This is a genomic window from Paraburkholderia antibiotica (assembly GCF_012927125.1).
In the GTDB taxonomy this organism is placed as follows: Bacteria; Pseudomonadota; Gammaproteobacteria; order Burkholderiales; family Burkholderiaceae; genus Paraburkholderia; species Paraburkholderia antibiotica.
Genome location: NZ_JABBFZ010000022.1, coordinates 61,628 through 85,147, shown reverse-complemented (window position 1 = coordinate 85,147; position 23,520 = coordinate 61,628). Strand labels below are relative to the sequence as shown.

28 protein-coding genes are annotated in these 23,520 nt (G+C 63.3%); all 28 read left to right on the top strand.

What is annotated here, in order from left to right; translation table 11 throughout:
* Positions 1 to 42: 42 nt before the first annotated feature.
* The 28 genes from HHL14_RS27340 (at position 43) to HHL14_RS27210 (ending at position 23,491) form a co-directional block, all read left to right on the top strand.
* The gene (locus HHL14_RS27340; protein WP_169500716.1) at positions 43 to 1,050 is read left to right on the top strand and encodes a hypothetical protein; all 1,008 of its coding nucleotides are present in this window, start codon (positions 43 to 45) and stop codon (positions 1,048 to 1,050) included.
* A complete protein-coding gene (locus HHL14_RS27335; RefSeq protein ID WP_169500715.1) occupies positions 1,047 to 1,304 on the top strand; it encodes a hypothetical protein in 258 nt (85 codons plus the stop codon). The genes HHL14_RS27340 and HHL14_RS27335 overlap by 4 nt, the downstream gene beginning before the upstream one ends.
* Positions 1,304 to 2,605: a hypothetical protein gene (locus HHL14_RS32925; RefSeq protein ID WP_206002544.1), complete on the top strand. Its 1,302-nt coding sequence runs from the start codon at positions 1,304 to 1,306 to the stop codon at positions 2,603 to 2,605. The genes HHL14_RS27335 and HHL14_RS32925 overlap by 1 nt, the downstream gene beginning before the upstream one ends.
* On the top strand, positions 2,602 to 3,096 hold the full coding sequence (locus HHL14_RS33365) for a hypothetical protein (RefSeq protein ID WP_230413228.1): 495 nt from the start codon (positions 2,602 to 2,604) through the stop codon (positions 3,094 to 3,096). Before HHL14_RS32925 ends, HHL14_RS33365 begins: the two co-directional genes overlap by 4 nt.
* A gap of 19 nt (positions 3,097 to 3,115) precedes the next feature.
* Positions 3,116 to 3,700: a hypothetical protein gene (locus HHL14_RS27320; protein WP_169500714.1), complete on the top strand. Its 585-nt coding sequence runs from the start codon at positions 3,116 to 3,118 to the stop codon at positions 3,698 to 3,700.
* A 152-nt stretch (positions 3,701 to 3,852) separates the two neighbouring features.
* The gene (locus tag HHL14_RS32920; RefSeq protein ID WP_206002543.1) at positions 3,853 to 4,596 is read left to right on the top strand and encodes a DUF2829 domain-containing protein; all 744 of its coding nucleotides are present in this window, start codon (positions 3,853 to 3,855) and stop codon (positions 4,594 to 4,596) included.
* Between the two features lie 126 nt (positions 4,597 to 4,722).
* Entirely contained in the window at positions 4,723 to 4,875 is a 153-nt protein-coding gene (locus HHL14_RS32915; protein ID WP_206002542.1) for a hypothetical protein, read from the top strand.
* 12 nt (positions 4,876 to 4,887) lie between these two features.
* A complete protein-coding gene (locus HHL14_RS27310) occupies positions 4,888 to 5,640 on the top strand; it encodes a terminase small subunit (protein WP_169500713.1) in 753 nt (250 codons plus the stop codon).
* Between the two features lie 16 nt (positions 5,641 to 5,656).
* Positions 5,657 to 7,084: a terminase large subunit domain-containing protein gene (locus tag HHL14_RS27305; protein ID WP_169500712.1), complete on the top strand. Its 1,428-nt coding sequence runs from the start codon at positions 5,657 to 5,659 to the stop codon at positions 7,082 to 7,084.
* Positions 7,081 to 9,135 carry a portal protein gene (locus HHL14_RS27300; protein ID WP_169500711.1) on the top strand — a complete coding sequence of 685 codons (2,055 nt, stop codon included), beginning with the start codon at positions 7,081 to 7,083 and terminating at the stop codon, positions 9,133 to 9,135. Before HHL14_RS27305 ends, HHL14_RS27300 begins: the two co-directional genes overlap by 4 nt.
* A 27-nt stretch (positions 9,136 to 9,162) precedes the next feature.
* Entirely contained in the window at positions 9,163 to 9,444 is a 282-nt protein-coding gene (locus HHL14_RS27295; RefSeq protein ID WP_169500710.1) for a hypothetical protein, read from the top strand.
* Positions 9,444 to 9,860, top strand: coding sequence for a hypothetical protein (locus HHL14_RS27290; RefSeq protein ID WP_169500709.1), 417 nt, complete (start codon positions 9,444 to 9,446; stop codon positions 9,858 to 9,860). The genes HHL14_RS27295 and HHL14_RS27290 overlap by 1 nt, the downstream gene beginning before the upstream one ends.
* A 3-nt stretch (positions 9,861 to 9,863) precedes the next feature.
* Positions 9,864 to 11,243: a hypothetical protein gene (locus HHL14_RS27285; protein ID WP_169500708.1), complete on the top strand. Its 1,380-nt coding sequence runs from the start codon at positions 9,864 to 9,866 to the stop codon at positions 11,241 to 11,243.
* 2 nt (positions 11,244 to 11,245) lie between these two features.
* On the top strand, positions 11,246 to 11,896 hold the full coding sequence (locus HHL14_RS27280) for a hypothetical protein (protein WP_169500707.1): 651 nt from the start codon (positions 11,246 to 11,248) through the stop codon (positions 11,894 to 11,896).
* A 4-nt stretch (positions 11,897 to 11,900) separates the two neighbouring features.
* Positions 11,901 to 12,065, top strand: coding sequence for a hypothetical protein (locus HHL14_RS27275; RefSeq protein WP_169500706.1), 165 nt, complete (start codon positions 11,901 to 11,903; stop codon positions 12,063 to 12,065).
* On the top strand, positions 12,062 to 12,274 hold the full coding sequence (locus tag HHL14_RS27270; RefSeq protein ID WP_169500705.1) for a hypothetical protein: 213 nt from the start codon (positions 12,062 to 12,064) through the stop codon (positions 12,272 to 12,274). Before HHL14_RS27275 ends, HHL14_RS27270 begins: the two co-directional genes overlap by 4 nt.
* A 135-nt stretch (positions 12,275 to 12,409) precedes the next feature.
* Positions 12,410 to 13,564: a hypothetical protein gene (locus HHL14_RS27265; RefSeq protein ID WP_169500704.1), complete on the top strand. Its 1,155-nt coding sequence runs from the start codon at positions 12,410 to 12,412 to the stop codon at positions 13,562 to 13,564.
* Between the two features lie 10 nt (positions 13,565 to 13,574).
* The gene (locus tag HHL14_RS27260) at positions 13,575 to 14,504 is read left to right on the top strand and encodes a hypothetical protein (RefSeq protein WP_169500703.1); all 930 of its coding nucleotides are present in this window, start codon (positions 13,575 to 13,577) and stop codon (positions 14,502 to 14,504) included.
* A gap of 54 nt (positions 14,505 to 14,558) precedes the next feature.
* The gene (locus HHL14_RS27255; RefSeq protein WP_169500702.1) at positions 14,559 to 15,092 is read left to right on the top strand and encodes a hypothetical protein; all 534 of its coding nucleotides are present in this window, start codon (positions 14,559 to 14,561) and stop codon (positions 15,090 to 15,092) included.
* 83 nt (positions 15,093 to 15,175) lie between these two features.
* Positions 15,176 to 15,763: a hypothetical protein gene (locus HHL14_RS27250; protein WP_169500701.1), complete on the top strand. Its 588-nt coding sequence runs from the start codon at positions 15,176 to 15,178 to the stop codon at positions 15,761 to 15,763.
* 2 nt (positions 15,764 to 15,765) lie between these two features.
* Positions 15,766 to 16,449 (top strand): phage adaptor protein, encoded by a 684-nt coding sequence (locus tag HHL14_RS27245; RefSeq protein WP_169500700.1) that lies wholly within the window; start codon positions 15,766 to 15,768, stop codon positions 16,447 to 16,449.
* The gene (locus tag HHL14_RS27240) at positions 16,433 to 17,053 is read left to right on the top strand and encodes a hypothetical protein (RefSeq protein ID WP_169500699.1); all 621 of its coding nucleotides are present in this window, start codon (positions 16,433 to 16,435) and stop codon (positions 17,051 to 17,053) included. The genes HHL14_RS27245 and HHL14_RS27240 overlap by 17 nt, the downstream gene beginning before the upstream one ends.
* A 7-nt stretch (positions 17,054 to 17,060) precedes the next feature.
* Positions 17,061 to 17,504, top strand: a complete 444-nt coding sequence (locus HHL14_RS27235) for a hypothetical protein (protein WP_169500698.1) — start codon at positions 17,061 to 17,063, stop codon at positions 17,502 to 17,504.
* Positions 17,504 to 18,691: a collagen-like domain-containing protein gene (locus HHL14_RS33620; protein WP_268966651.1), complete on the top strand. Its 1,188-nt coding sequence runs from the start codon at positions 17,504 to 17,506 to the stop codon at positions 18,689 to 18,691. Before HHL14_RS27235 ends, HHL14_RS33620 begins: the two co-directional genes overlap by 1 nt.
* A 1-nt stretch (position 18,692) precedes the next feature.
* Positions 18,693 to 20,432, top strand: coding sequence for a hypothetical protein (locus HHL14_RS27225; protein ID WP_169500697.1), 1,740 nt, complete (start codon positions 18,693 to 18,695; stop codon positions 20,430 to 20,432).
* Positions 20,433 to 20,509: 77 nt separating this feature from the next.
* Positions 20,510 to 20,971, top strand: a complete 462-nt coding sequence (locus HHL14_RS27220; RefSeq protein WP_169500696.1) for a hypothetical protein — start codon at positions 20,510 to 20,512, stop codon at positions 20,969 to 20,971.
* Between the two features lie 12 nt (positions 20,972 to 20,983).
* Positions 20,984 to 21,991 (top strand): hypothetical protein, encoded by a 1,008-nt coding sequence (locus HHL14_RS27215; protein ID WP_169500695.1) that lies wholly within the window; start codon positions 20,984 to 20,986, stop codon positions 21,989 to 21,991.
* Positions 21,992 to 22,003: 12 nt separating this feature from the next.
* Entirely contained in the window at positions 22,004 to 23,491 is a 1,488-nt protein-coding gene (locus tag HHL14_RS27210; protein WP_169500694.1) for a hypothetical protein, read from the top strand.
* Positions 23,492 to 23,520: the final 29 nt, after the last annotated feature.

The window sequence follows — 23,520 nt, the reverse complement described above, 5'->3', positions numbered from 1 at the left end:
GGCCATTCGGCCAGCGCTTCTCATTGCGGATCGGGAGCTAGTATGGCCCGCATCCGCACAATCAAGCCCGATTTCTGGACCGATGACAAGCTCGTCGAACTGGATTTCGCGACACGGCTGTTCTTCATCGGTACGTGGAACCACGCCGACGACAACGGCAATCTGCGCAGGTCTGCCAAGAGCCTGAAGATGAAAATCTTCCCGGCCGACGCGATCGACTGCGAGCCGCTCATTCAATCACTGATCACTCACGGAATGCTCATTGAGTACTCCGTGAGCGGTGCAGACTATTTGCACATCCGTTGTTTCTCCAAACACCAAGTCATCAACCGCAAATCGAAATCGGCTATCCCGTTGCCGCCGTGGCTCTCAGGCGATGCAGCTGCCGTTGGCCACGCTCTTGCATCCAATACAGCACAGGCACCGGCTACAGCGAACGACAGCGAATCACGTGGTTCGCCTGAGGATTTTGACCACGTATCACGGAATGCCCCACCCGAAGAACCGCACCATTCCGTGAACACTCACGGACTACTCACTGAGGACTCCTTGACGGAAAAGGAAGTGGAAGAGGAAAAGGAAGGGAGTAAACCTAAAGGTTCTAACGACGACGTAGGGAACTTGATACGGGGTAGCGCTGTGGATAACTCCGCTGCGTCGTCGTCGTTGCCAGTCGATGAAATTGCTGCCTTGCTGACGCAGTGGGAGTGCGAGCGCGGGAAAGAACCGCGCATCCGTCCCGACGACGCTGCGCTCAAGGGCTTGTGCGTCACGGCCGAGCAGCTGCGCCGGGTCTATGACGCCGCGGTAGCGCAGCGCACGCGCGACCACGACCGCAGCGCGATCAATTCCGGCTTTATCGCTTCAGTTGCCGAAACGGCGTTGGCGCCGCCAAAGGTGGTGAAGCCGCCGTTGCGCGGGATGACCGGCGACCAGCTCAAGGCCGAAGCCGATCGCCTGGGTGTGCATTCGCACGGAAAGGGCACGGCCGAACTGATCGCGCTGATCGAACACAAGCGCGGCGAATTGCGTGGAGGGCATGCGGCATGAGCACGCCAGGCTCCAAGGCATGGGCGCACAAGCTCGTCGCCGAGTACGAGAGCGGCGAGGGCAGGCGCCCGCTCAACGTCTACCGCGTCGCGTACGAGGCGCTCGAGCGTCGGTTTCCCGAAGGCGCACCGCCCGCGTCACGTCAGAAAAATGTTCAGGTTTGTTCAGGTGCGCAGCCAGTTGCGCGCCCCGTACCGGTGCCGAAAACGCCGCCGATTACCGATGGATGGTGGGATCAAGGGAGTGATGAGTGATGAAGTATCGAAAGAAGCCGGTCGTGGTCGAGGCTTTCCAATTGCCAACGTCGCCGGCTGACGGCTCGACGAATAAAGCTCATGAGGATGCCGTCTGGGCATTCATCGGCTGGACCAACAAGGCCGGAATGCAGAATTGGACCAGTGAAGGCGATGGGTGTATCGCCATCGAAACGCTGGAAGGCACGATGACAGCATCGCCGGGCGACTGGATCATCAAGGGCGTGAAGGGCGAGTTCTATCCGTGCAAGCCCGACGTCTTCGCAGCGACGTACGAGCTGGCCGACGTCTCTCTCGCTGCTGGCGGGGCGGTGCAGGATACGGCTGCATGGATGACCGATGACGGCCGAGTGATCACCGATAAGCAGAAGCAAGGCATGCTCAAGGACAGAGGCGCGTGCGCATCTTCGGTGGCGCCGTACTCAATCCCGCTCGCCGCCCGTGTCCCTCGCTACGCCGCGATAGCTGCCGGTGGGGCGCAAGAGCCGGTGGGTGTGGTGCGTATTCCAGCCGATGTCGATTGGGACATACATGCACGCGCTGCATGGATCGGCGGGCCCCTGCCTGAAGGTAGCAGGCTCGACACCGCCCCGCTCCCTCGCGAAGCCGCGACTGTGGCGCTGACGACAGACCATGCGTTTGCGTTCTACATGATGGCGCGCACAACGAGCGATTCCGCTCGATGGATCGAAGAATTGCGAAAGGCGGTCGCCGCCGCATCGCAAACCGCGTGCAACAAGCCTTTCGACCATGATCTCGCGACTGCATCGGACGACGAGCTGGCGATGCTGTACCGAAATCGCGATCTGTCAGCGTCGCAGCGGTACCTTGTATCGAAGCACTTTGCGGCTCGCGCCGCCGTGCGCACGCTCGAATTACGCGGCTACACCTATCTCAACGGCGCGCAGATGTGGAAGCCGCCGTGCGGCAAACGGCCGGCATGGCTCGTCCTCGACGGCGACATCGACGAAAAGGCACTCGAGACCGCGCGCGAAATCTCGCAGATGTGGGGCCGCGATCGCTCGCAATTCGTGTCGCGGATTCAGGTCGCGGTGCGCGCGGCTATGGACTGGATGCGGCGGGCCGTTCCATCGGTCGAGGCGGTCGAGCACAGCACTAGCGTCGACGATCTGGCGTTCACGCAGACGACCGACGCGCTGCAGTGGGCCGAAGCTTTCGACCGCATCGTGCTCGCGAAAGGCGTGCCGATCGATGTCGATCTCATGCTGACGTGGTTCGCGAACGCGATCGAGCGCGGCCGCGATGCCGGCGCGCAGCGCGAGCGGGAGAACAAGGCGTGACGCGTAGCACTCCAGCAAACGCCCGCGTCTCGGCGCAGATCGCCGGCGCGTCGCGCGCGCTGCGCAAGCGCGGGCCCGTACCGCTCGACCGCGCGCTATCCCACCTCATCGGTGCGCCGCCAGTGCGGCCGCCGACAGCAAAGAAGGCAGCGGCCAAGCCCAAGGCAAAGCGCAAGGCTGGCCCGAGCGCGATCGAGGAAACGTTCGCGCTCCACGTTCGTGCCGAGAAGCTGCCCGCGCCAGTGCGCGAGCACCAGTTCGACAGCGTGCGCAGATGGCGCTTTGACTTCGCGTGGCCCGACGTGCGGCTCGCGGTGGAGGTCGAAGGCGGCACATGGACCGGTGGTCGCCACACGCGCGGCTCTGGCTATGCAGCGGACTGCGAAAAGTACAACGCCGCCGCGCTCGCTGGCTGGCGCGTGCTGCGCTTTCCGGGCGATGCAGTGAACAGCGGCGCGGCGATCGCCACGGTTGTCAAGGCTTTGAGGTGAGGGTTTGCAGGAGATGACGATGGAACCGATCTTCCGGAGCACGGACGGCGCACTGCGCTATGCGTTCTCCTTCAGCACGGAGCAATACGGGCGCTCGGCGATGGCCGGCATGTTCGCACCGCCGGGAACCGGGCGCGGGCTTTCCGGCATGGATGGCGCCGGACAGGCCGGCATGGTGCGCGCCGAGCTGGAGAGGCTGACGCCGGCGCAGCGCGCGGTCCTGGTGGTACGGTACGCGCCCGAGTTGCTGCCGTGTTCGTGCCGCCGGCGGTGCTGCTCCGGTCAGTACGTCAACGACGAGTTCGGCCGCGCCCTCAAGGCACTTGCGGAGGTCTACACGGCGCCACTGTTCGCCGGACATCTGAGCAACGTGCGATTGCGCGCCGTTCTCATTCGGGCGGCGATTCTGCGCGAGAAGCCAGACTACACGGCGCTTGGCAAACAGTTCGGCGTGGACCGTAATACGGTCGCCAAGCATGCCGGCATGATCGAGCGCGCACTCGTCGGCACGCCGCGTGAGATCGGGGAATTTGACCGGGCATATTCCCGGATTGAGGAGAGTCTGGGTGAAGCGGGCCTGATAGGCGAGATGCACGCCGCTTGACCGATCAGCATTTCGCGCTGAAAATAGCGCGTATTGCACCGCCACAGGTGCGCCCGAAGCCCGCCAAGCGCGGGCTTTTTTCGTTTCTGGAACGCTCAGCAGGCTCCCGCCGCGCTGGGCGTTTTCGTTTCTAGCGCCACTCAGGAGCTCTCATGATTAAACCCTCGGTCGGCCGCGTCGTCTGGTTCACTCCGTCGTCGAATATTTCGGAAGCCGGTTTCGCGCCCGGCGCACCGCTCGCGGCGATCATCGCCCACGTGCATTCCGATGCCCTCGTGAACCTCGCTGTGTTCGACGCCAACGGCGTCACGCACGCGCGTACCAGCGTTCCGCTCGTGCAGGATGACGAACCGTATCCGGCGATGGGCTATTACGCCGAATGGATGCCGTTCCAGAAGGGGCAGGCGGCGAAACAAGATGCGGCGGCGGAACTCAAGCCGACGGACGAGCTCGTTTTGCGTGAACGCGTCTGGATGTCGATGACTCATGCCAGCAACGGCACGGCGCGCATTGCAGATGTTGAGCACGCTGTGTGCTACATCATCAATGGACATAACAACGCGATCTGTTCGAGGGAGCAGCGATGCGTCGGTGTCACGGCAGACAACTCCGTGCCGCTCAACATGCCCGCCGTCACCTTCAGCTCGGCGCTCGATGCGCTCAAGCGTGGCCAGCGCGTCGCGCGTCGCGGCTGGAACGGTGCCGGTCAGTTTGTGTATTTCGTTCCGGCGGCATCGTATCCGGCGCAGACGGGCGCAGCGAAGGCGCACTTCGGCGAGGGCTCGATGGTGCCGTACGAGGCGTACCTCGCAATCAAGCGTGCCGACGATACCGTCTGCGTGTTCGTTCCGGGCATGGATTCGATTCTCGCCGACGACTGGCTCATCGTCGAATAACCGCAGCCGTGCACACAACGAATCTCACCGCCATGCGCACGAGACCCAACAACCGGACACTCCACAGGAGAAAACGCAGATGGCCTGTCCCTGCAAAAACAAGCTTCCACCGAAGCCGCCGAAGCGATGAAGCTTAACCCCTGCGACCGCGAAGATAGCCGCGTCGGGCGTGCGCTCGCGTTTCTGACCGAGGGCACAGATTGCCGTTGCTGCATCGGCGCGCGCATCGTGTTCGCGCTGATTGTGGGCTTGGGCCTCGGCTTGATTTTCGGCCACTGACCGTAGTTCGGCATGGCAACAGAGAAGCAACTCCGGTTCGTCGCCGAATTCCTGAAGGACCGGAACGCGAGCGCGGCGTATCAGCGGGCGGGATACGCCGCGCGCGGTAACAGCGCCGAGACAGCGGCGAGCCGGTTGCTGCGCGATCCGGAAATTGTGGCTCTTATCGAACAGGGCGAGGGCGAGCTGCGCGAACGCGTGAAGATCTCCCAGGAGAACATCACCGAACTGCTGTGGGACATCGCGATCACTGACGCGAACGACCTGATCCAGCATCGGCATCTGTGCTGCCGCTATTGCTACGGCATCGGCTTTCGCTACCAGCGCACCGCGGGCGAGCGCGAGCGCGACTTTGCGCAGTGGGAAGCGGACCAGCGCGATGCGGATGACGATGATCCGGTACGGCCGTTCGACGAGATGGGCGGCACCGGCTATCACAAGCTGAAAGACCCGAATCCGGATTGTCCTGAGTGCTTTGGCGAAGGCGTAACGGACGTCTATATCCCCGACACTCGCAAGCTGACTGGCGCCGCACGCACCGCATACGCCGGCGTGCAGGTCACGAAGGACGGCATCAAGGTGCTCCAGCACTCGAAGCCCGATGCACTCGTGAAGGTCGGCGAACATATTGGCATGTTCAGGAAGGTGCTTGAGCATAAGGGTGTCATCGGCGTGGCCGAGATAACCGAGTCGCTGACGCCCGACGTGAAAGAGCGCGTGGCGAAGGAAATGCTGCGCGAAGCCGGCTATGTCGTCGACGAGTAACGAGCAGACTGCGGCGATGCTGCAGGCCGGGCACGATAGCCTCATCATCTATTCGCTGCTCGTCGATCCGCGCTACACGGCGAACCGGTTTCACCGTCACCTTGCCGAGGTCATCGAGCGCGCAGTCGCACGCGGGTATGGGCGCATCATGATTTTCGCGCCGCCGCAGCATGGCAAGAGTGAGATGGTGTCGCGCAAGGCGCCCGCGTGGATCATGGGCAAGCACCCGGACTGGCCCATCATCGCTGCGAGCTATGGTGACGATCTCGTGGAGCTCAACGGGAACGCAGTGCGCGGCGCGGTTTCGTCGCCGATGCACCGCGCCATCTTCCCAGGCTTCGACCTCGACCCAAGCAGCAAGGCGAAGGCGAACTTCCATACGAACGCGGGCGGCAAGTATCTTGGCGTCACGATCCGCGGCGGCGGTACGGGCTTCCCGGCGAAAGTGTTCATCATCGATGACCCGTTCAAGTCGCGCGCCGAAGCGGACAGCGACACGTTCCGCGAGCACGTGAAGAACTGGTATCGCTCGGTCGTCTACACGCGTCTGGCCGAGAACTCGATTCTCATCATCATGCACACGCGCTGGCACGATGATGATCTCGCCGGTTGGCTGCTTCGTGAGCATCCGCAAGAAAATTGGGAAGTCGTCAATCTGCCCGCGATCGCGGACGAGCCAGATGACCCCCTGGGCCGCGAAGCTGGCGAGCCGCTTGTGCCCGAGCGCTTTTCAGCGAAGGCGCTCGACCAGAAGCGTCTGGCGGTCGGCTCGCGTGAATGGATGTCGCTCTACCAGGGCAAGCCACCAGCGAAAGGCGGCGGCACGTTTTTGAAGTACTGGCTGCGCTACTACGACCAGAAGGACATCGGCCGGGCGATGTGGATGATGAATCGCTACCTGCTCGTCGACCCGGCGCGCACCCAGAAAAAGACCAGCGACTACACGGCGATCCTGCTCGTGGGGCTGCATCTCGATCGCAACTACTACCTGCTCGACGCGGTGTATGACCGGCTCAAACTCAAGGCGCGGCACGAGGCAATCATCGCCATGCACCGCAAGTGGCGGCCGATCGCGACGGGCTTCAAGAAAAACGGCTTCGAGCAGGAGCTCGAATACCTCGAGGAAGTGCAGAACAACGAGAACTACCGGTTCAAGGTTGTGCCGCTCCCTGACGACGGTAAGAAGGAACCACGCATCGAACGGCTTGCGCCTGATTTCGAGGCGTCGCGCTGGTGGTTCCCACAGACCATGTGGAAAACCGGTACCGACGGCGTGGCGCGCGACCTGATTGCGCAGTTTGTCGACGAGGAATTCCTGCCGTTTCCGGCGGGCCGTCATGACGACTTTTTCGATGGGCTGTCGGCCATCAAGGATATTGACCCGAAGTGGCCGGCGCCCAGCGCGCGGCGCAGTCGTAACAACCAGGAGTTTCTGATCGTATGAGCGCAGTTTCCCTGATCGGCCTGAAGACCCAGCAGAGCGATGCTATTCCGCCGCCGGGCATGCGCTTTCAGGAGACCCGCGAGGAACAGCAGCAGTCACCCGTGAGCGACCTTGCGGAGCACGTACGGGAGTGCTTCAACGTCAATAAGCAGCACCGAATCGCGAGCGGCATCGAGCAGGTGATGCTTCAATGCACGCGGCAGCGAAATGGTGAATACGATCCCGACGATATTCCGAAGCTGGGCGGGATCGATATTTACATGAACATCACCGGCCTGAAGTGCCGGGCCGCTGAATCGTGGCTGAAGGACGTCCTGGTGAATGCGGCGGATCAACCCTGGACGATCCAGCCGACGCCGATTCCCGACCTGCCGGATTCGTTGATGCAGCAGGTTGAGCAGATGGTGATGCGCGAGATCATCGCGCGGGGCTATCCGAGCATGGTGCTCGACCAGCAGCGGGCGAAGGATCTCAAGGCGGTTGCGGTGTCGGAAATGCAGCGCATTGCGGCCGATGCATGCAGCCGCATGTCCGACAAGATCAACGACCAGATGACCGAGGCCGGCTGGAAGGCGGTTTTCGAGCAGTGGCAGTCGGATATCGTGACCTATCCGGGCGGCGTGCTGAAAGGCCCGGTTGTACGCAATCGTGACTCGCTTCAATGGAATGGCTCGAAGCTCGTCGTGGCGACGCAGGCAGTGATGGTGCCGGAGCGGGTTTCGCCGCTCGATTTCTATCCATCTCCGGAAGCCACCAATCCACAGGACGCGAACAACGTCATCGAGCGCATGCGCATGACGAAGGCGAAGCTGTACGACTGTATCGGCCTGCCGAACTTCGACGAGAACGCTATCCGCATGGTGATCGACGAGTTCGACGCAGGCTTTCGCGACTGGCTATCGAGCGATGGCGCGCGTGCGCGCGACGAGAAGCACCAGGGTTCCCTTTGGCATACGAGCGAAACCATCGACGTGCTGGACTTCTGGGGCCGCGTGCAGGGCAAGCTGCTGCGTGAATGGGGCGTCAAGGTCGACGACCTCGAGGCCCAATACGAATGCAACGTATGGCTCGTCGGCACTTACGCGATTCGCGCGCTGCTCAATCCTGACCCGCTGGGGCGCCGTCCGTACCACGTGACGAGCTTCAACAAGAAGCCGGGCCAGTTCTGGGGCGAGGGTGTGCCGCAGCTGATTCGCGACGTCCAGCGCACGGCCAACGGCGCGGCGCGCAGCATGGTCAAGAACATGGCGCACGCGGCGGGGCCGATGGTAGAAATTGATTCCGACAGACTCGACGAGTCGGAGAACGATCCGGAGAAGATCCACGCGTGGAAGGTGTACTTCCTCAAATCGAGCAATAGCGGGAGCGGCCCAGCCGTGCGCTACGTGGTCGCGCCGTATATCGCGGGCGAACTGCAGAACATCTTCAACGAGCAGATGCAACTCGCCGACGATCTGAGCGGCATTCCTGCCTACACGTACGGGAACCAGAACGTCGGCGGCGGCGGCCAGACGATGGGCGGTCTCTCGCTGCTGTACGGCGGCGCGCTCAAGGGCATCAAGAACGTCATCATCAACATGGACCGCGACGGCATAGAGCCGATGATCCAGCAGTTCTGGGCGTTCAACATGCTGTATGACCCCGACCCGACGATCAAGGCGGATGCGAAGGTTGTCGCGAAAGGTGCAGAGGGCATCCTCCAGAAAGAGCAGGCGCAGGCGCGCAGCATTGAAACGCTGCAGACGATCACACCGTACGCCCAGGCGGGGATTATTCCGATGCAGGCGTTGCAGGCACTGCTCAAGCAGTGGCTCAGCGACCAGGGCTTCAACGTGTCCCAATTCATGCCGAACGACGAGCTCGACCAGCAGGTTGCAGCTGCGCTCGGCACGCCACCGCAACAGCAACAGCAACAAGGTGGTGCGCCCGGAGCGCCCACGGCGCCCGGTGCGCAGCCCAGCATGCAGCCTGGCACGCCACCGCCAGCGCTCGACGGGCGCCAGGGCGCCGCGATGCAGGCAATGCAAGGCAGTCAACTCCCGAGCCCCTGACAGGGGCTCTTTTGTTATGAGGGCTTCATGAAACTCGACGGATACGACGTAGACCCAGGCGATTTGGTCTATGACCTCTTCTTCGGCGATGGAATCGTGCGCAATCTCACCGCGGACGGCCGCGCGGTGGTGGCGTTCGGTCCGCGCGCGTTCACATACAACGAGTCGGGCGTGGGTCAGCATGGCAAGCGTTCGCTGTACTGGCACAACCCGATCCTGCTCGTGCCGATGAAAAGCGAAACTCAGTGGGGCCTGCAGCGCGCGCTGAACCAGGCGATCGCGCAGACGCTGCGCCCCGGAGCAAACTGATGGCAAACCAGACTCTTACCGGCCGCCACGGGCGGCGCGCGAGCGCAGACAGTGAGCCGTCGAGCCTGATTTTCGGGCCGCTGAGCGAGAGCAATGTTTCCCACATCGTGCAGGTCGATACCGACCCCTTCGTGGTGCGGGCATACAACCTGACGGAAGGCGACGTTGTGGTTGTCGAGATGGTGGATGGCGACGGAGCCGGTTCGATGTTCGCGCCGTTCTGTCCGTTCGACGGGCAATCGTCATTGACGTACACGCGCAACGTGCTGGTGATCGGCATCCCCGGCCGCTACCGTTTCGTGCTGCAGCGTACGGACGGCGAGGCTGTGCCGCTCGGCATGGCATTCGTGCGCGCGTACCCCGCGCAGATGTCGCACGACTATCTCGTCGCCTACATGCGTTGCAACGGAGGCTAATTCATGGCCCTGACTGCCGGCGGCGCGAGCCGCACCAAGCGCACTGCATTCATGGACGTGACGGCGCTGTTTGGCCCCAACTCGCAGAGCGATGTTTCGCCGACGATCCAGGTGGACGACGAGCCGTGGATTGTTCGCGCGCACGCGCTCGGCGTAGGCGAGAGCGTGAGCGTCGAGATGGTCGATGGTCCGGGCGAGGGCAAATACTTCACGCCGTACATGACGAATGGTCGGGCCGTTGTCATGACGCGCAAGTGCAACCAGATTGCGATTGCGGTCCCGGGTCGCTATCGCTTCATCCTCGACGGTGTACTCGGCGGAGCCTATGTGGTGGGCTTCGCCGCGTCGATGACCCACGAATTTTTACTTGGAGCAATGAGCATGGGCGGCTGCTGTGGTGAATCGCCGACGAGCCTCCCGCCGAGCGGTGCCGCCGGCGGCGATCTCGAAGGAACCTATCCGAACCCGACAATCGACGGGCTCGCTGCGATCAGCAGGATCATGAACGACGAGAATGCAAAGATCCTGTTGACGGCGCTGCTGGCGTCCATGATTCCGGCAATCCCGACAAGCCTGCCGCCGTCTGGCAACGCCAGCGGCGACTTGTCTGGAACGTATCCGGCGCCGAGCATCGACGGCGTTCGGGCTATCCAGCGCATCCTCTCCGATGCACAGGCTGCGCAGTTGCTTAAGCAGTCGTTTCCTTCGGCGCTCCCGCCGAGCGGCGTTGCCAGTGGCGATCTGTCGGGCAGCTATCCGGCACCGACGGTCAACGTCTCGAAGGTGGTGAGCGCTATCACCTCCGACGAAGTGATGCTCTCGGCGCTGGCCACGGGGCTGTGTAGCGCGCTTTCGTGCTGCATCCAGAACGCGGTGCAGGGGGCGGTATCCAATCCGGCCACGATCGCGGCAGTGTTTTCGACATGCGCCGGCTCGCCTCATCAGCCGAGCGCCCAGATCCCGCTTTGCAGCGAAATGAACGCGGCGATCACCGCGGCGATTGGTGGCATCGCGGTCGACAACTTCCTGACCGTCGTGAGCTACGACCCCAACACGCACACGATGACGTTCACCGTCGGCGATGGCTCGCCCGAGTACGTGGTCGACCTGAGTGACCTGGTGCCTATCGTCATAGCGCAGACGTCCGGGCTGACCGGTAACGGCACAGTGGCATCACCGCTGTCGGTGCAGATCAAGGCAGGAGGCGGTCTCGCGCTGGATACGAGCGGCCTTTCGTTCTCGCCGGCCGCGGTGGCGGCACCGAATACCACCACCGATACCACGCTGCCGACAGGAATTATCGGAGACCGCAGTGCGCTGCTCGGCTCGCCGTCCGGCTGGCTCGATATTGGCAACGGCCGCAAACTGCCTTACTGGAGCTGAAGATGACTGTACGCACACCGATTGTTCTCATTGATGGGAACCATGCTCCGCTGTCGAGCGGCGATACACTTTCTGCGAGTTTGATCCAGCTTTCAAGCGACGCGGGCAACAAGCTCGAAATTGGTTCGGATGGCGGACTTAGCGCGTCGATGGATGCCCCCTCGCTGCCCTCTCTGACGATCGAACTCGGACACACCTCGCAGGCGAATGGTGGCCTTGGAATCGATATGGGCACGTATTACCAACTCGATTTCCAGTACGGCGTTACCGTCAAGAACCAGTTCAACTACACGTTGAATGGCGATGGCACGATCAACATTCCAGCTGGCGTGTACCTCGTCGTTGGCACGTTCAACCTGACGAGTCAGGACGCGGATACGTACGATACGCCGCCCCAGATGATTGTCTCGACCGGGCAACGTTACGCGTTTCCAGGGATCTATCAGTACGCTGTACGAAGCTATCCGTCGCCGAAAGTGGGTGCCGCCGCCTCGCCGGTTGGCAATGTGCTTGGCTCGGTCACGATGTCAGGAGCAATGCCACTCTGGTCAAACGATCAGGCGCTGTGGCTCGGATTTTCAAAGGTACTGGGTTCGGCGAATGGCAAACCGCTGCACACCCAGGGTTTTCTCAGCTATCTAAAGATCGGGTGATCTCATGAAAAATCCTGTATCGGTGCCGAAGCCGAAGGTCGTACAGAAGGTCGTCAAGAACACGCCGGCGCGAGCGCCGGCACCGACAGCCAGTTCATCGACCGGCGGCACGCGCGGCATCGCCATGCCGGCGAAATCGTGCAATTGCGGAGGCTCGGGCCTGAAGTGAAAAACCCGACCACAGTGCAATCGCAGGCCATCGAGCACTTGCAGCGCCATGCACAAGCATGGTCCGGCCTGCTCGGCTGGCTGACCGAAAGCCATGCGCGCGCGCTCGAAGAATGCGCACGCGCTGACGATGAGCTTGCCGTGCGGCGCCTGCAGGGGGAAGTGAGAGCCCTGCACGGGTTGATCGGCACGCTCACGCCAAAGAAGTAACGCGGATTCGTCCGCTTCAATCAGTACCGGCCGGCAGGCATGCCCGTCGGTTTTTTTTTCGCCCGCGACCTGGCATTGCCCTCGCGGGCTTTTTCATTGTGACTTCCGCCACTGGCGGCTCACGGAGATATTTCTATGGCACTCCCTCGACATCTGCGGGACAAGTTCAATGGCTCCGATGGCACCCCCATCGCTGAAGCTGCATCTGGCTCGGCTGGCACAAACGCCACTTCCGACCCGGCTGCGCAACAGGCGATGCAGGCTGCTGGCGAGCAGGGCGACGACGCAGGCGCATTTACCGGACTGGATGGTGATGCGCTGCACGACGCGGCACATGTCGACGACGGCGCGACGTCTTCGCAACAGCTGAACGCCAACGCGCAAATCGACGGTGACGCGTCGACCAGCAATGCAGGCGACGAGAACCTTCGTCGAATGGAAGGCCGGTACAAGGCAGAGATCACGCGGCTTCGCGGCTTGCTGCAAAAGGCTGAAGAAGCAGGGCGCGGCACATCGCAGATTACCGACCTGCTGGTGGAGACGCGCCAGGAGCTCGCGGAAGCGCGCCGGCAACTGACCGAGCTCCAGACGGGCGGCGCCTCGTCGGTGCAACCGTCCGGCAAGCAGGGGACGTCGTCAGCCGCTGAGTCTCAACTCCCGGACCTGTCCGACGAAGAGCTCGCGATGTACGGCGACTTTACGCCGGTCGCCGAGAAGCTGATTGCGCGCGCAACTGCACCGCTACTCAAGGAAATCGCGGAGCTGCGTGACGGCAGCCGCGTGATTAACGAGCAGATGGGGCAATCCGCCGAGCAGCTTTTCGTGCGCGACGTCGCTGCGCGAGTTCCGCAGATGCAGTCGATCAGCAAGAGCCAGGAGTGGCAGGACTTCCTGCAACAGCCGATCCCGTTGACGTCGCTGAAGATCCAGGACGCTCTCATGGAAGCTCATCAGGGGCGGAACCTCGCCGGCGTCGTGGCGATTTTCAACGCGTTCGGCAAGACACAAGGGGCGTCGCAGCACCAGCAGGCCGACGCTTCGACCCAGTCCGCAGCAAATGGCGCGACTGGCGCTTCGTCATCCACTGACGCGAACGGGCTGGGTCAATTCGCAACACCGGCACGAACTTCATCGAATGGCACGGCTCGGCCCGCCGCCAAATTCAAGGAAAGCGACTACCGCAAGCGCATGGAAGACATGCGCATGCAGCGCATTACCAAGGCGGAATTCATGAAGTTCGAACAAGAGTTTCAGGAGGCTCGGGCCCGGGGCCTCGTTTCGAACACGTAGGAGTTAAAGCATGAAATCTTCCGCAGGCTACTCGCAATATGCGGACGTCCTGATTACGCCGCAATTCGGCGATCGCCTGATCGCTCGCGGCTACTGCGCGTTTGTCGCTGGTGATGTGACGAACACGGATTACACGGGCGACCTCAACAAGGGCGGCGACCAGATCACGTATTTCATCGAGCCGGAAGTCGAGATCAACGAGTACCAGAAGAACGCGGTGTTGGAGCCGCAGGAACTCGAAGCAGAATCGGTGACGATGGTCATCGATCGCGCGAAATACTACAACGTCAAGCTCGACCGCATCGACGAAAAGCAGATCACGTTCATCGACAAGTGGGTCGAGTCGTTCCTCGGGCGCGCGGAATACAACATGCGGCGCTTGCTCGATCCCGAAGTGCTGATGCGCATGGCGTTCGAAACGGCGCCGACGAACAAGGGCATGAACGCCGGCAAGGAATCGGAAAGTCAGGAACTCGGCGAGATCGGTAACCCGGTGCCGATCACTGCGGCGAACGTCGTCGAGGTGCTGACACGACTCGACGTTGTGCTGCGCGAAGCGTGTCGCTGGGAGGACGGCCAGATGTTTGTCGTGCTGCCCAACGTCTCGCGCAATGCACTGATGTCCTCGGACCTGAAGGCTGCATACCTGACCGGTATGTCGCAGTCCCCGATGCTGAACGGGAAATTCCCGGTCATCATCATGGGCTTCGAGATGTACTTTTCCGACCAGGTGCCGAAGGTGCCGGACGTTGCCACGGGCAAGCTGGCTTACTGGATCGTCGCCGGCAACAAGAAAGCGACGGGCTTCGCGCAGCAGCTCGAAGACCACGAGATCGTCAGCATGGAAAAGAGCTTCGGGAAGTTCTACCGCGGTCTCTGGGTCTACGGTCACAAACCCTTCCTGCGTGACGCGCTCGCCGCGCTCTACTGCACCTTCTAACCAGATTCGGCGCTCCGCGAGGGGCGCCGATCGCGCAATCCGGAGATACCCAACATGACGTATCACGCACTCCACCACGGCGGCAACATTGTCCGCAATCCTAACCAGGAGATGTACCCGGCCGCGATTCCCGCCGCGACCGATCATATCCAGCAGGCCGCCCACAAGTCGCCATGCGTATTCTCGAATACGCGGCTGTTCGACTTCAGCCAGAAAGACGGTCGCCGACAGGCCGGCCTGCAACAGTACCTCGAACGCGTCAATGCACAGGGCACGCCCATTCAGGCTGGCGACGTAATCGGCGCGTGCGTCGTGCCGGCTTTCTCGTTGCTGCTCGGCTTCAGCTGGCGTGTCGAGAATCCTGCGGATGGCGTTGGCTTTATGGCAGCAACGCATTTCGCTGGCACCGATCTGGGCTACTTCATGGCGAATGCCGAGGACTCGGATTGCAAACTGCTCGATCAGCCGGTGTGGCTGAAAGATAACGAAATCATCGACCTGACCATCGCGGCCTGGCCGGCGAAGACGCCGGATGATCTGCGGTTCTGGGTGTCGCCGATCATCATCGTTCCGAAGGTCGGCAACTGACCGCAGCGCCTTCGCGCCTTATCGACGCATGGCGGCCGCACGGGAGATCCGCGCGGCCTTTCTTTTTCAAGCAGGAGGACACAATGCCGAAGCAATTTGCCTATCGAGACGCGCATGGGACCATCTACCCGGCGCACAGTGCGCTCGCATTTCAGCCGGAGCTCGTGCCCGGCCAGTACGACACGGACACGAAGCAGTTCACGCCCACCGGCAACCCGCAGCGGCAAACGGGTACGATCATCACGGATGCAAGCGCGAATCCGGGCAGGCAGCAACTGCTGTCCGGCCTGGGCGAAGATCGTGGCGCACACACGGCGCCGCTCGGTGCGGGCGTCGCATTCACGCTACCCGCCGATGATGACTCGGAAGTGCGGGCAGAACTGGCCGAAGCAAACGCGAAGCTCGCAGACCTTGAAGCACAGTTGTCCGAATCACAGCAGCGTGTCGCGGTACTCGAGGCACAGAATGCGGTGCTGAACGATCAACTCGCAGCCATCGACGCAGCCAAGCAAGGCGCGGGAGAGATGGACAAGGTCGGTGGGGCTTCTCCTGACCAGTCGCTGCCGTCCGTCAGCGACGGCGCAGCAGGCTCGGCGCCGAAGGCCGAGGAACCGAGCACCGAGCCGGAGTCCGCGACCGCGAAGCGTGCGGTGCGTAAGGCGACGACGTGAGCATGATCGCGGGCGCGATCGCGCTCGAGGTCGCCAAGCTGCTCAGCGACGCGGAGCCGGGGCACAAGTTCACGCGCTGGACCAAGGCCGAGCTGATCGAATATGCGAACGACGCGGCGCTTCAAATCACGCAGTTGCGCGCGCTGGAGTTTTCGCAACCGCACAAGCTCGAGCTCGTTGCGGGCGCGCGGCAGACATTGCCCGCCGGCGGGATTTTTTTCTCGCGCGTCGCGGGCACTTATGACGCTTACGGCCGCGTCGTCGGCCAGCCTTCGGCAACCGACAGCGCTGCAACGCGCATTGCAGCCAACTGGTTTGAGCCGATTGTCTGCCGCACGCCAACGCGCGATTACATCGTGCGCTCCTATTCGCTCGATCCGGACGACCAGGGCGCGTTCTATGTCGATCCGCCGGTTCCGCCGGGCGCAAAGGTGGAGGCGCTAGTCGTCTACACCGCGGAGCCGGAAGCGGCCGGCAAGGACGGGGCGCTCGGCGTACCCGGTGTCTATCACAACGCCGTTATCGAGTGGATGCTTTACCGCGCCTACAGCAAGGACACGGAGAGCGCCACCGACGCGACGCGCGCGAGCGAGCACCTGAAGCTATTCACGGACCTGATGGGCGCCGCAGAGCAGGTGTACGAACGCTACTTGAAGCAGGTGACGAGCAATGCAGCTTCCCATTGAGCGGGTGCCTCTCACGCAGTTCATGCCGTTCGTCATGGCGGCGGCCCAAGGTCTGCCGGAGACGATGGCTCAGGCGTACGTGCGTCAGGCGTGCATCGACTTCGCGACGCGCAGCAGTATCCTTCGCCGCCGGATCGTCATCAGTCTGCAGCCGCGCGTACGCGCATATCCGATCTGGCCGCACGAAAGCGAGCAGGTTGTGCGTGTGAACGAAGTTGATGTCAACGGCACGCCGTATCGCGCGCGCCGCGGCGGTGTCGCGTTCCATCACTTCGGTACGCGGTTCACTGTCGAGGACGGCATGCTTGTGCTCTCGCGAGAGCCGTCGCACGAGCGGCCCGGCGCCGTGCATGTGCGCATGTGCATCGCGCCGTCGCGCGACGCGTGCGAGGTCGACGCGCTGCTGCATGACGACTGGCAGCAGTCGATTGAGGATGGCGCGCTCGCGCGCATCTATCAGCTGCCGGGCTATCAGTTCACGTCGCTGCAACTCGCTCAGGTGCGCGGGCGAAGTTTCGATGAGGGCGTGGCGCGCGCGCGTATCCGCGCACTTCGCAGCGACACGAGCGCGTCGCTTGATGCGATCGCGCCGCCGATCGTGTGAGGACAGCATGCGACGACCATCTGTCATCCGACTGGACCGGTGGGTCCAGCGCACGGCGTTCGTCATCGAGCCGCCTGCCGCATGCGTGCTGTCTCCCGATTGCGTGGTGCTTGAGGTGTGGCGCGCGGGCACGCACGAGAAGCCGGCGCGATTGCGCGCGCTGGAGATTGATGACGACCAGCGCGCGGTGTTTGAGTGGGACCGGCGCATTCGCTGCATGGCGCCCGGCATGTACGTGTTTCGCATCGAAGTGGCGGGCATGCGCTGCGGCGAGCTGCTGGCGCAGTTCTCGGACGACGTTGCCGTGACGGGCCATGAGCATATCGAGCGCAGCGATTGCGGTCCGCTCGACGCGACTCAGCCCGGCTGCGGAGCGCGCGGCGTGGGGTGTGACTGCGGGCCGGTACCAGTGATTTACGTGCCGGCGTACAACGTACCAAGGGGGTGTTGATGTTGATTCCGATGGTTGGCTTCCAGACGCGCCTGAGTCGTCGTCTTGCGTCCGATGAGCTGATCCTGCCGCTCGCGGCCACCGACGTCGCGCGCATCGCGGCGGCGCTCGCCGGCGATGGCGCATACACGCGCCTCTGGGTAGGCGAGGCGCACCAGCATGAAGTCGTCCGGGTGACGGGCATTCTCGACGGCGCCGTCGCGATCGAGCGCAGCGACGAGGGAACATGCGCGCGCGGCGCCGCGCCGGGCACGTGTGTCTCGTTCGTGTGGACGCCGCAGAATCTTGTCGACTTCATTCAGCAGGGGCTCGGCGGCGCGCAGGCGGCGGTATGCGAAATCGTCGCCGGCTCCGATCGCGTGACGGTCACAGCGGACGGTTGCAGCAGGACCGTTGACCGGCCGGCATGCGAACCAGGTACGGTGTGGCGCGCTGGCGGGTACGAGTTCAGCCAGGGCGAAGGTGGCTGCATTTCGAAGAAGGCACTCGCAGCAGCGATGCCCGACGGCGACTACCGGAACGCGACCGTCTCCGTGCGTAATGGCTACGTGACAGCCGTTACGAGCGGCACGAACATCGTCTACACAGGCGGAGGCTGCTGCGATAGCGGCAGTGAGGCTGTTGTTGAAGGCCCGCAAGGGCCGCAAGGCCCACAGGGTGACCCCGGACCAGCAGGTCCGACCGGGCCGGAAGGCCCTGCCGGGCCAGAAGGCCCAAGCGGGCCAGAAGGTCCAGCGGGACCGACCGGTGCTGCCGGCGCTACGCTGGTTTCCGGCGCTGGCGCGCCGGCGCTCGACACGGGTGCCGTGGGTGACTTCTATCTCGACACGACGAATGGCGTGCTCTACGGGCCGAAAACGAATGCCGGCTGGGGTGCGGGGCTGTCGCTCGTTGGCCCCCAGGGACCGCAGGGTCCGGCGGGGCCGACTGGTGAGACGGGCGCGCCGGGCGCGGACGGCAAGTCTGCAAACTGGAGTCTGATCCAGGACAGCAGCACGACATATATCGTCGGGCCGGTCGGCGAAAGCGTGTCGGTGCAGACGGCGACCGGCACGCAAGTGTTTCCTGCACAGGCGATTCCAGCGAGCGGCAGGCTCGTGCTTACCTATCCCGTGGGTGCAGTGTCGACCGCGGTGTTCCTGCTGTCCGGCGCCCTGTTCGTCGGCACCGGCACGATGATGTTCTGATATGCCCGCGATCAAGATTGCCCGCTTCGGTGGCGTGGTGCCGCGCTATGACGCCACGCTGCTGAAAGAGAACATGGCGGCCGATGCCGCAGACTGCAAGCTCTGGCACGGGATCATCGAACCGTTCCGTCGTCCGCTCGTAGTGGAAGACGCGGGGCGCTACGTGCGCACAATGCACCGGTTCGGCTGCTGCTGGCTCACGTGGTCTGATCCGTGCATCGACGTGGCCGAGTGGTTACCGACGTGCGAGCGCGTCTACGTCACGGGCGCGAGCGAGTATCCGCTCGTCGCGGCAATGCCCGACGACGGTTGCACGATGGACTGGCGGCGCGTGGGCTTGCCGCTACCGGATACAGCGCCGGTCGCGACTGCGCTCGATGCCGGGCCGACTACCAACGAGGCGGCGACGACCGAGCCGGGTTACGCCCTGAGCAGCAGGGTCTATCTCTACACCTACGTCGACAGTTTCGGGCAGGAGGGTGCACCGTCCTGGACGAGCAACACGCTGCTCGACGTCTATGAAGGCGGTGTAGTGCAGGTCGACATTCCGGCCCCGCCGGACGGGTGGGACATTGCTGGCATCCGGCTCTACCGGTTGGCAGAAGGGTTCAACGATGGCACGAAGCCGGCGGCGCAGACGCCGACGGCATGGCTGTTCGTGGCCGACCTCGATCCGGTCGCGCAGAGCTACACCGACGCGGCGATGACCGACGCGCTCGGCGAGGCGCTGGTGTCGATGCAGTACACGCCGCCGCCGTTCGGGCTGGAGAACATCACGCAACTGGAGAACGGCGTGCTCGCCGGCTCGGTGGGGAATCAGGTCTGGTTCTGTGAGCCATACCAGCCGCAGGCGTGGCCGATCGACTACATGCTCGCGCTCGACGACAAGGTGCGCGCGATGAAGTGGCAGGGCGGCGTGCTGTACGCGCTGACCGACGGCCATCCCTACGCGATTTCTGAGGACTGTCCGGACGGCCAGTGTTGCCGGAAGGTCTACCGCTTTCCGAAGCCCGCGCCGATCGTCTCGCGCAAGAGCGCGGTACAGGTGGGCGCCGGCGTGACATACGCGAGCAGCACCGGCCTCATGATGCTCGCCGGGAACCGCATGAGCCTGATGACGGGTCCGTGGTGGTCGACGGATGACTGGCGCGCGCTCGTGCCGGGCACGATGATCGGCGCAACTGTCGAGGGGCAATACATTGGCGTGACGTGCGCCGGCGCGTTCCTGTTCGACATGCGCGAGAGCGGAGACAACGACGGTATCCCCGACAACGATCTCATGCCGTTGACGCTGACGCCCAACGCGCTGCACACGGCGCGAGACGGGAAGCTGTATCTCGCCTTCGGGAATTTCATTCACGAATGGGACGCGGGCGCCGAATTCATGCCGTTCCGCTGGCGCAGCAAGACCACGTCTGCGCCGGGACAGATGGGCTTCGCCGCGGCGAAGGTGACGCTCGCCGAATACCCGCCCGGCCGGATTGCCGTCGACGGCGTGAACTTCCGGTTTTTCGCCGACGAGCGAGCGGTGTTCCGGCGCGACGTCAAGCGGACGCAACCGTTCCGGCTTCCATCGAATCATCGCAAGCTGGATTTCGCGGTCGAGGTGTGCGGCACGGATGCGGTGCGCGAGATCAAGTTTGCGACGAGCATGCGCGAGCTGTCGGGCGGCGCGGGCACGGGTTCGTCCTCTGCGGGCGCTGACGCGTTCTTGCGCTCGCTGAGCGCTGATAACCCGTGACGTTCGACGTTTGAGACACCCAGGACTTTTGATACATCGGCCCCGCACTTGCGGGGCTTTTTCATTTCAGGACCACCATGAGCATGAAAATTTTCTCGCAGCGTGAACTATCGTTTGCACACCTCGAAGCCGTCCTGAAGATTCTGCCGGATGCCATCGCCGAGATCGGTGGCGGTAAGTGCAATCCGATGATGGTCGCGCAAGGTATCTCGTCGGTCGCGTCGGGAAGCGATCAGCGGTTCTTCGCCACGCTCGTGATCGACGGTGCGGTCGCCGGGTTCGCGGCGGGGCACATGGAATTGGACGTGTTCCTCGCGCAGCGCGTCGCGCGCGAAGTGTTCGCCTACCTGCGCCCGCCGGCGCGCAACAGCGCGAACCGTGCGGCGCTGCTCGAAGCGTTCGAGGCATGGGCAACGGCACAGAACGCGGAACGTATCGAATGCCTTGCTGACGCGAACGACGCCGGCGACAGCTTCGCGGCCGTCGCCGGCGCGCGCGGCTACAAGCGCGCGCAGATGGTGCTGCGCAAAGCCCGATAAAAGGAGCGCGAAGTGGCTGACTCAGTTGCCGTCGCGAATTGGGGAGGACTCGCCAGCCCACTCCAATCCGGTTATTTCGGCGCGCTCAATCAGGTCTGGATGAACCAGCAGGCCAACGCCGACACGTGGGCGTCGCAAGCGGTGGCGAATGACAACGCCAACCGTGCGCAGCATCAGAAGGACGTCGAAGCGTGGACGGCGTGGCAGACAGACTGGCTCGAGGCATGGGTCGTCGCTCAAGCCGCGTACGCAGCCGCCCAGGTGCTGCTCGCGAACAACGCGCTCGACGCGGCGAAGGATGCGGCCGAAAAGCAGTATGACCTTGCGGACCGGCAGCTCGTCATTGCTGAAGCGGAATATGCGCGCTTCACGGCGCACTTCGCACCATGCGAGGACGCGACGATCGACGCCGAGTGTGCGCGGCCTGAGTACACCGAACCGATCGAGGACGAGGCGAATCGCGCGGTCGTCGAAGTGCGCATGCAATTCGCGAATGCCGCGCAGCAGGCACAGCGGCGGCGCAATCGATATTGCATCGGCGCGACGGTCGCGACCGACCGGACGCTTGCCGTCGAGCAGGCGCGCGCTGTTGGCGAGCGCAAGGAACAGACGCGCCGCTATCTGGAGAACCGGCAGTTCGATCGGCAGCAGGTCTATTTCAATCGCAAGCTTCAGATGTTCAACATCGGTCGCGGCATGCCGGCGGACGCGATTCAGGGCATTGGCAACGCGGCGGGCATCATGCAACGCGGTACGGATCTAGAGCTTGCTGCACGTAATCAGTACTACGGCTCGATTCTTTCAGGCCTCGGCGGCGTCATGGGCGCTGGTATTTCGGCATTCATGGGACCGTCACCAGTCGGGAGCACTCAAGGCTCACAGAGCGGCGCGAGCATTGGCGGCTTCAACACGTTCTCGAGCGTGACGAATTTCGGAAGCGGCGGCATATCCAGCGGTGGCATGGGCGCCGGAACGCTATGGGATGCTAATTCGCTTGGCCCGTCGTCCACCTTCGCATAAAGGCAAATAGCTATGAGTTATTACGGAATCTCGGACTTCACGGGTGGCTTCAGCCGGAATCGCGATAGCGATCTGATGTCCGGCATGAACGCGGCCGACCAGATGAGCAAGTCGTTCATGGACGCCTATCAGGTTCCGCAGCAGATGCTCGCATCGGACGCGGGCGCGCTCGGTAACTCGATCAAGTACGACACGCTGAATCAGGGCTACGACGATATGGTGCAGACGGGCACCAACACGGCGGGCGCGACGGCACTGAACAGCGGCATCAACCTGCACAAGCTCGATGCGGACAATCAGATACAGGGGCTACGCGCACAGGCTGCGCAAGCCGGGTTCACGAATCCGGTCGATGTCGCCAACTACATCACGAACAATCTCGACCCTGCAAAGGTGGCCGCGAACCCGTTGCTCAAGAACGCTGCGACGGACTACGCACGTATTGCAGGATTACAGCAGGGCAATCTTGGCGCAGCGCTCGGCGGCTCCCTTGGGAGCACCCTGACCACGAGCGGCTTGCAGGCCGCTGGATATAACGGACTGCAGGCCCAACAGGATGCCAACGGCAACACGTTCTATACAGATGCGTCCGGGAATCGATCACTGCCTTTCTCTCGCGGAGGCATGCTGCCCGCGACCGCGGCGTTCAGTGGGAACGTCGATCCGGCCGCGCAATATGGGATACACCTCGAGGACATGGCAGCGCAAAGCGCACGGGCTAACGCGCAGCTCGAGCAGCGCGATCAATATAACAATCTGCGTTACGGGCCCGGTGCAAACGGTGGCGCGGGAAATACGCGTGTGTTGCAGGCGCAGTTGACGTCGTTGCAGCGTCTCTACACATCGCAGAAGGGCAACCCGGTTGAGCAATCGAAGACGCTTCAGCGAATCAATCAGGTGCTCGCGCAGATGGGTGGCGGTGACGTGCAGGGCGGCATGTCTGGCGCCAATGCAGGCACGCCAGGTATGAATGCAATCTCAGGCGGCGCGCCTTCTGTGGGTACGGCACCGATTCCAGGCATGGCGAGCAACCCGTTCATCCCGTCGGCGTCGGATGCGCCCGCGAGCACTCAGGCGCCGTATCTTTCCAGTGCGCCACCAGCGCCCGCCGCGCCATCTGCGCCAGCAGCACCGGCTGTGCCGCGTGCAGCACAACCGGCACCGGTTGCCCCCGCGAGTGCGCCTGATCCGCAGGCGACATTCAATGCCGCGACCGCCGACGTCGCGCGGCTCTCCGATGCAATCAGGCAACTCGACGCGAGTGCGGGCCCGATGACGGTCTATGGTCCGACGAACGCGCCGCCGGGCTACGGTGCTGCGCGCGAAGAAATGGTGCGCCGCCTCGCGCTCGCGCAATCGCGTTTGGGCGATGCACACGCAGCGCTGAACGCGTCGCAAGCACATGCGCGTGCGCAGAGTCAGCAGGCCGCACAGCAAGCGGCCACGGCGTCGCAGCAAGCCGCGGTGCAGCAGCTGCTCGCGAAGTACGGAGCCAACTGATGAGCGGCGACCAGCAGGCGCAGTTCGTC

Bases quoted from the DNA above. Each gene is read 5' to 3' on its own strand.
- HHL14_RS27340 (WP_169500716.1), top strand. From the start codon at position 43: ATGGCCCGCATCCGCACAATCAAGCCCGATTTCTGGACCGATGACAAG.
- HHL14_RS27335 (WP_169500715.1), top strand. From the start codon at position 1,047: ATGAGCACGCCAGGCTCCAAGGCATGGGCGCACAAGCTCGTCGCCGAG.
- HHL14_RS32925 (WP_206002544.1), top strand. From the start codon at position 1,304: ATGAAGTATCGAAAGAAGCCGGTCGTGGTCGAGGCTTTCCAATTGCCA.
- HHL14_RS27320 (WP_169500714.1), top strand. From the start codon at position 3,116: ATGGAACCGATCTTCCGGAGCACGGACGGCGCACTGCGCTATGCGTTC.
- HHL14_RS32920 (WP_206002543.1), top strand. From the start codon at position 3,853: ATGATTAAACCCTCGGTCGGCCGCGTCGTCTGGTTCACTCCGTCGTCG.
- HHL14_RS32915 (WP_206002542.1), top strand. From the start codon at position 4,723: ATGAAGCTTAACCCCTGCGACCGCGAAGATAGCCGCGTCGGGCGTGCG.
- HHL14_RS27310 (WP_169500713.1), top strand. From the start codon at position 4,888: ATGGCAACAGAGAAGCAACTCCGGTTCGTCGCCGAATTCCTGAAGGAC.
- HHL14_RS27305 (WP_169500712.1), top strand. From the start codon at position 5,657: ATGCTGCAGGCCGGGCACGATAGCCTCATCATCTATTCGCTGCTCGTC.
- HHL14_RS27300 (WP_169500711.1), top strand. From the start codon at position 7,081: ATGAGCGCAGTTTCCCTGATCGGCCTGAAGACCCAGCAGAGCGATGCT.
- HHL14_RS27295 (WP_169500710.1), top strand. From the start codon at position 9,163: ATGAAACTCGACGGATACGACGTAGACCCAGGCGATTTGGTCTATGAC.
- HHL14_RS27290 (WP_169500709.1), top strand. From the start codon at position 9,444: ATGGCAAACCAGACTCTTACCGGCCGCCACGGGCGGCGCGCGAGCGCA.
- HHL14_RS27285 (WP_169500708.1), top strand. From the start codon at position 9,864: ATGGCCCTGACTGCCGGCGGCGCGAGCCGCACCAAGCGCACTGCATTC.
- HHL14_RS27280 (WP_169500707.1), top strand. From the start codon at position 11,246: ATGACTGTACGCACACCGATTGTTCTCATTGATGGGAACCATGCTCCG.
- HHL14_RS27275 (WP_169500706.1), top strand. From the start codon at position 11,901: ATGAAAAATCCTGTATCGGTGCCGAAGCCGAAGGTCGTACAGAAGGTC.
- HHL14_RS27265 (WP_169500704.1), top strand. From the start codon at position 12,410: ATGGCACTCCCTCGACATCTGCGGGACAAGTTCAATGGCTCCGATGGC.
- HHL14_RS27260 (WP_169500703.1), top strand. From the start codon at position 13,575: ATGAAATCTTCCGCAGGCTACTCGCAATATGCGGACGTCCTGATTACG.
- HHL14_RS27255 (WP_169500702.1), top strand. From the start codon at position 14,559: ATGACGTATCACGCACTCCACCACGGCGGCAACATTGTCCGCAATCCT.
- HHL14_RS27250 (WP_169500701.1), top strand. From the start codon at position 15,176: ATGCCGAAGCAATTTGCCTATCGAGACGCGCATGGGACCATCTACCCG.
- HHL14_RS27245 (WP_169500700.1), top strand. From the start codon at position 15,766: ATGATCGCGGGCGCGATCGCGCTCGAGGTCGCCAAGCTGCTCAGCGAC.
- HHL14_RS27240 (WP_169500699.1), top strand. From the start codon at position 16,433: ATGCAGCTTCCCATTGAGCGGGTGCCTCTCACGCAGTTCATGCCGTTC.
- HHL14_RS27235 (WP_169500698.1), top strand. From the start codon at position 17,061: ATGCGACGACCATCTGTCATCCGACTGGACCGGTGGGTCCAGCGCACG.
- HHL14_RS33620 (WP_268966651.1), top strand. From the start codon at position 17,504: ATGTTGATTCCGATGGTTGGCTTCCAGACGCGCCTGAGTCGTCGTCTT.
- HHL14_RS27225 (WP_169500697.1), top strand. From the start codon at position 18,693: ATGCCCGCGATCAAGATTGCCCGCTTCGGTGGCGTGGTGCCGCGCTAT.
- HHL14_RS27220 (WP_169500696.1), top strand. From the start codon at position 20,510: ATGAGCATGAAAATTTTCTCGCAGCGTGAACTATCGTTTGCACACCTC.
- HHL14_RS27210 (WP_169500694.1), top strand. From the start codon at position 22,004: ATGAGTTATTACGGAATCTCGGACTTCACGGGTGGCTTCAGCCGGAAT.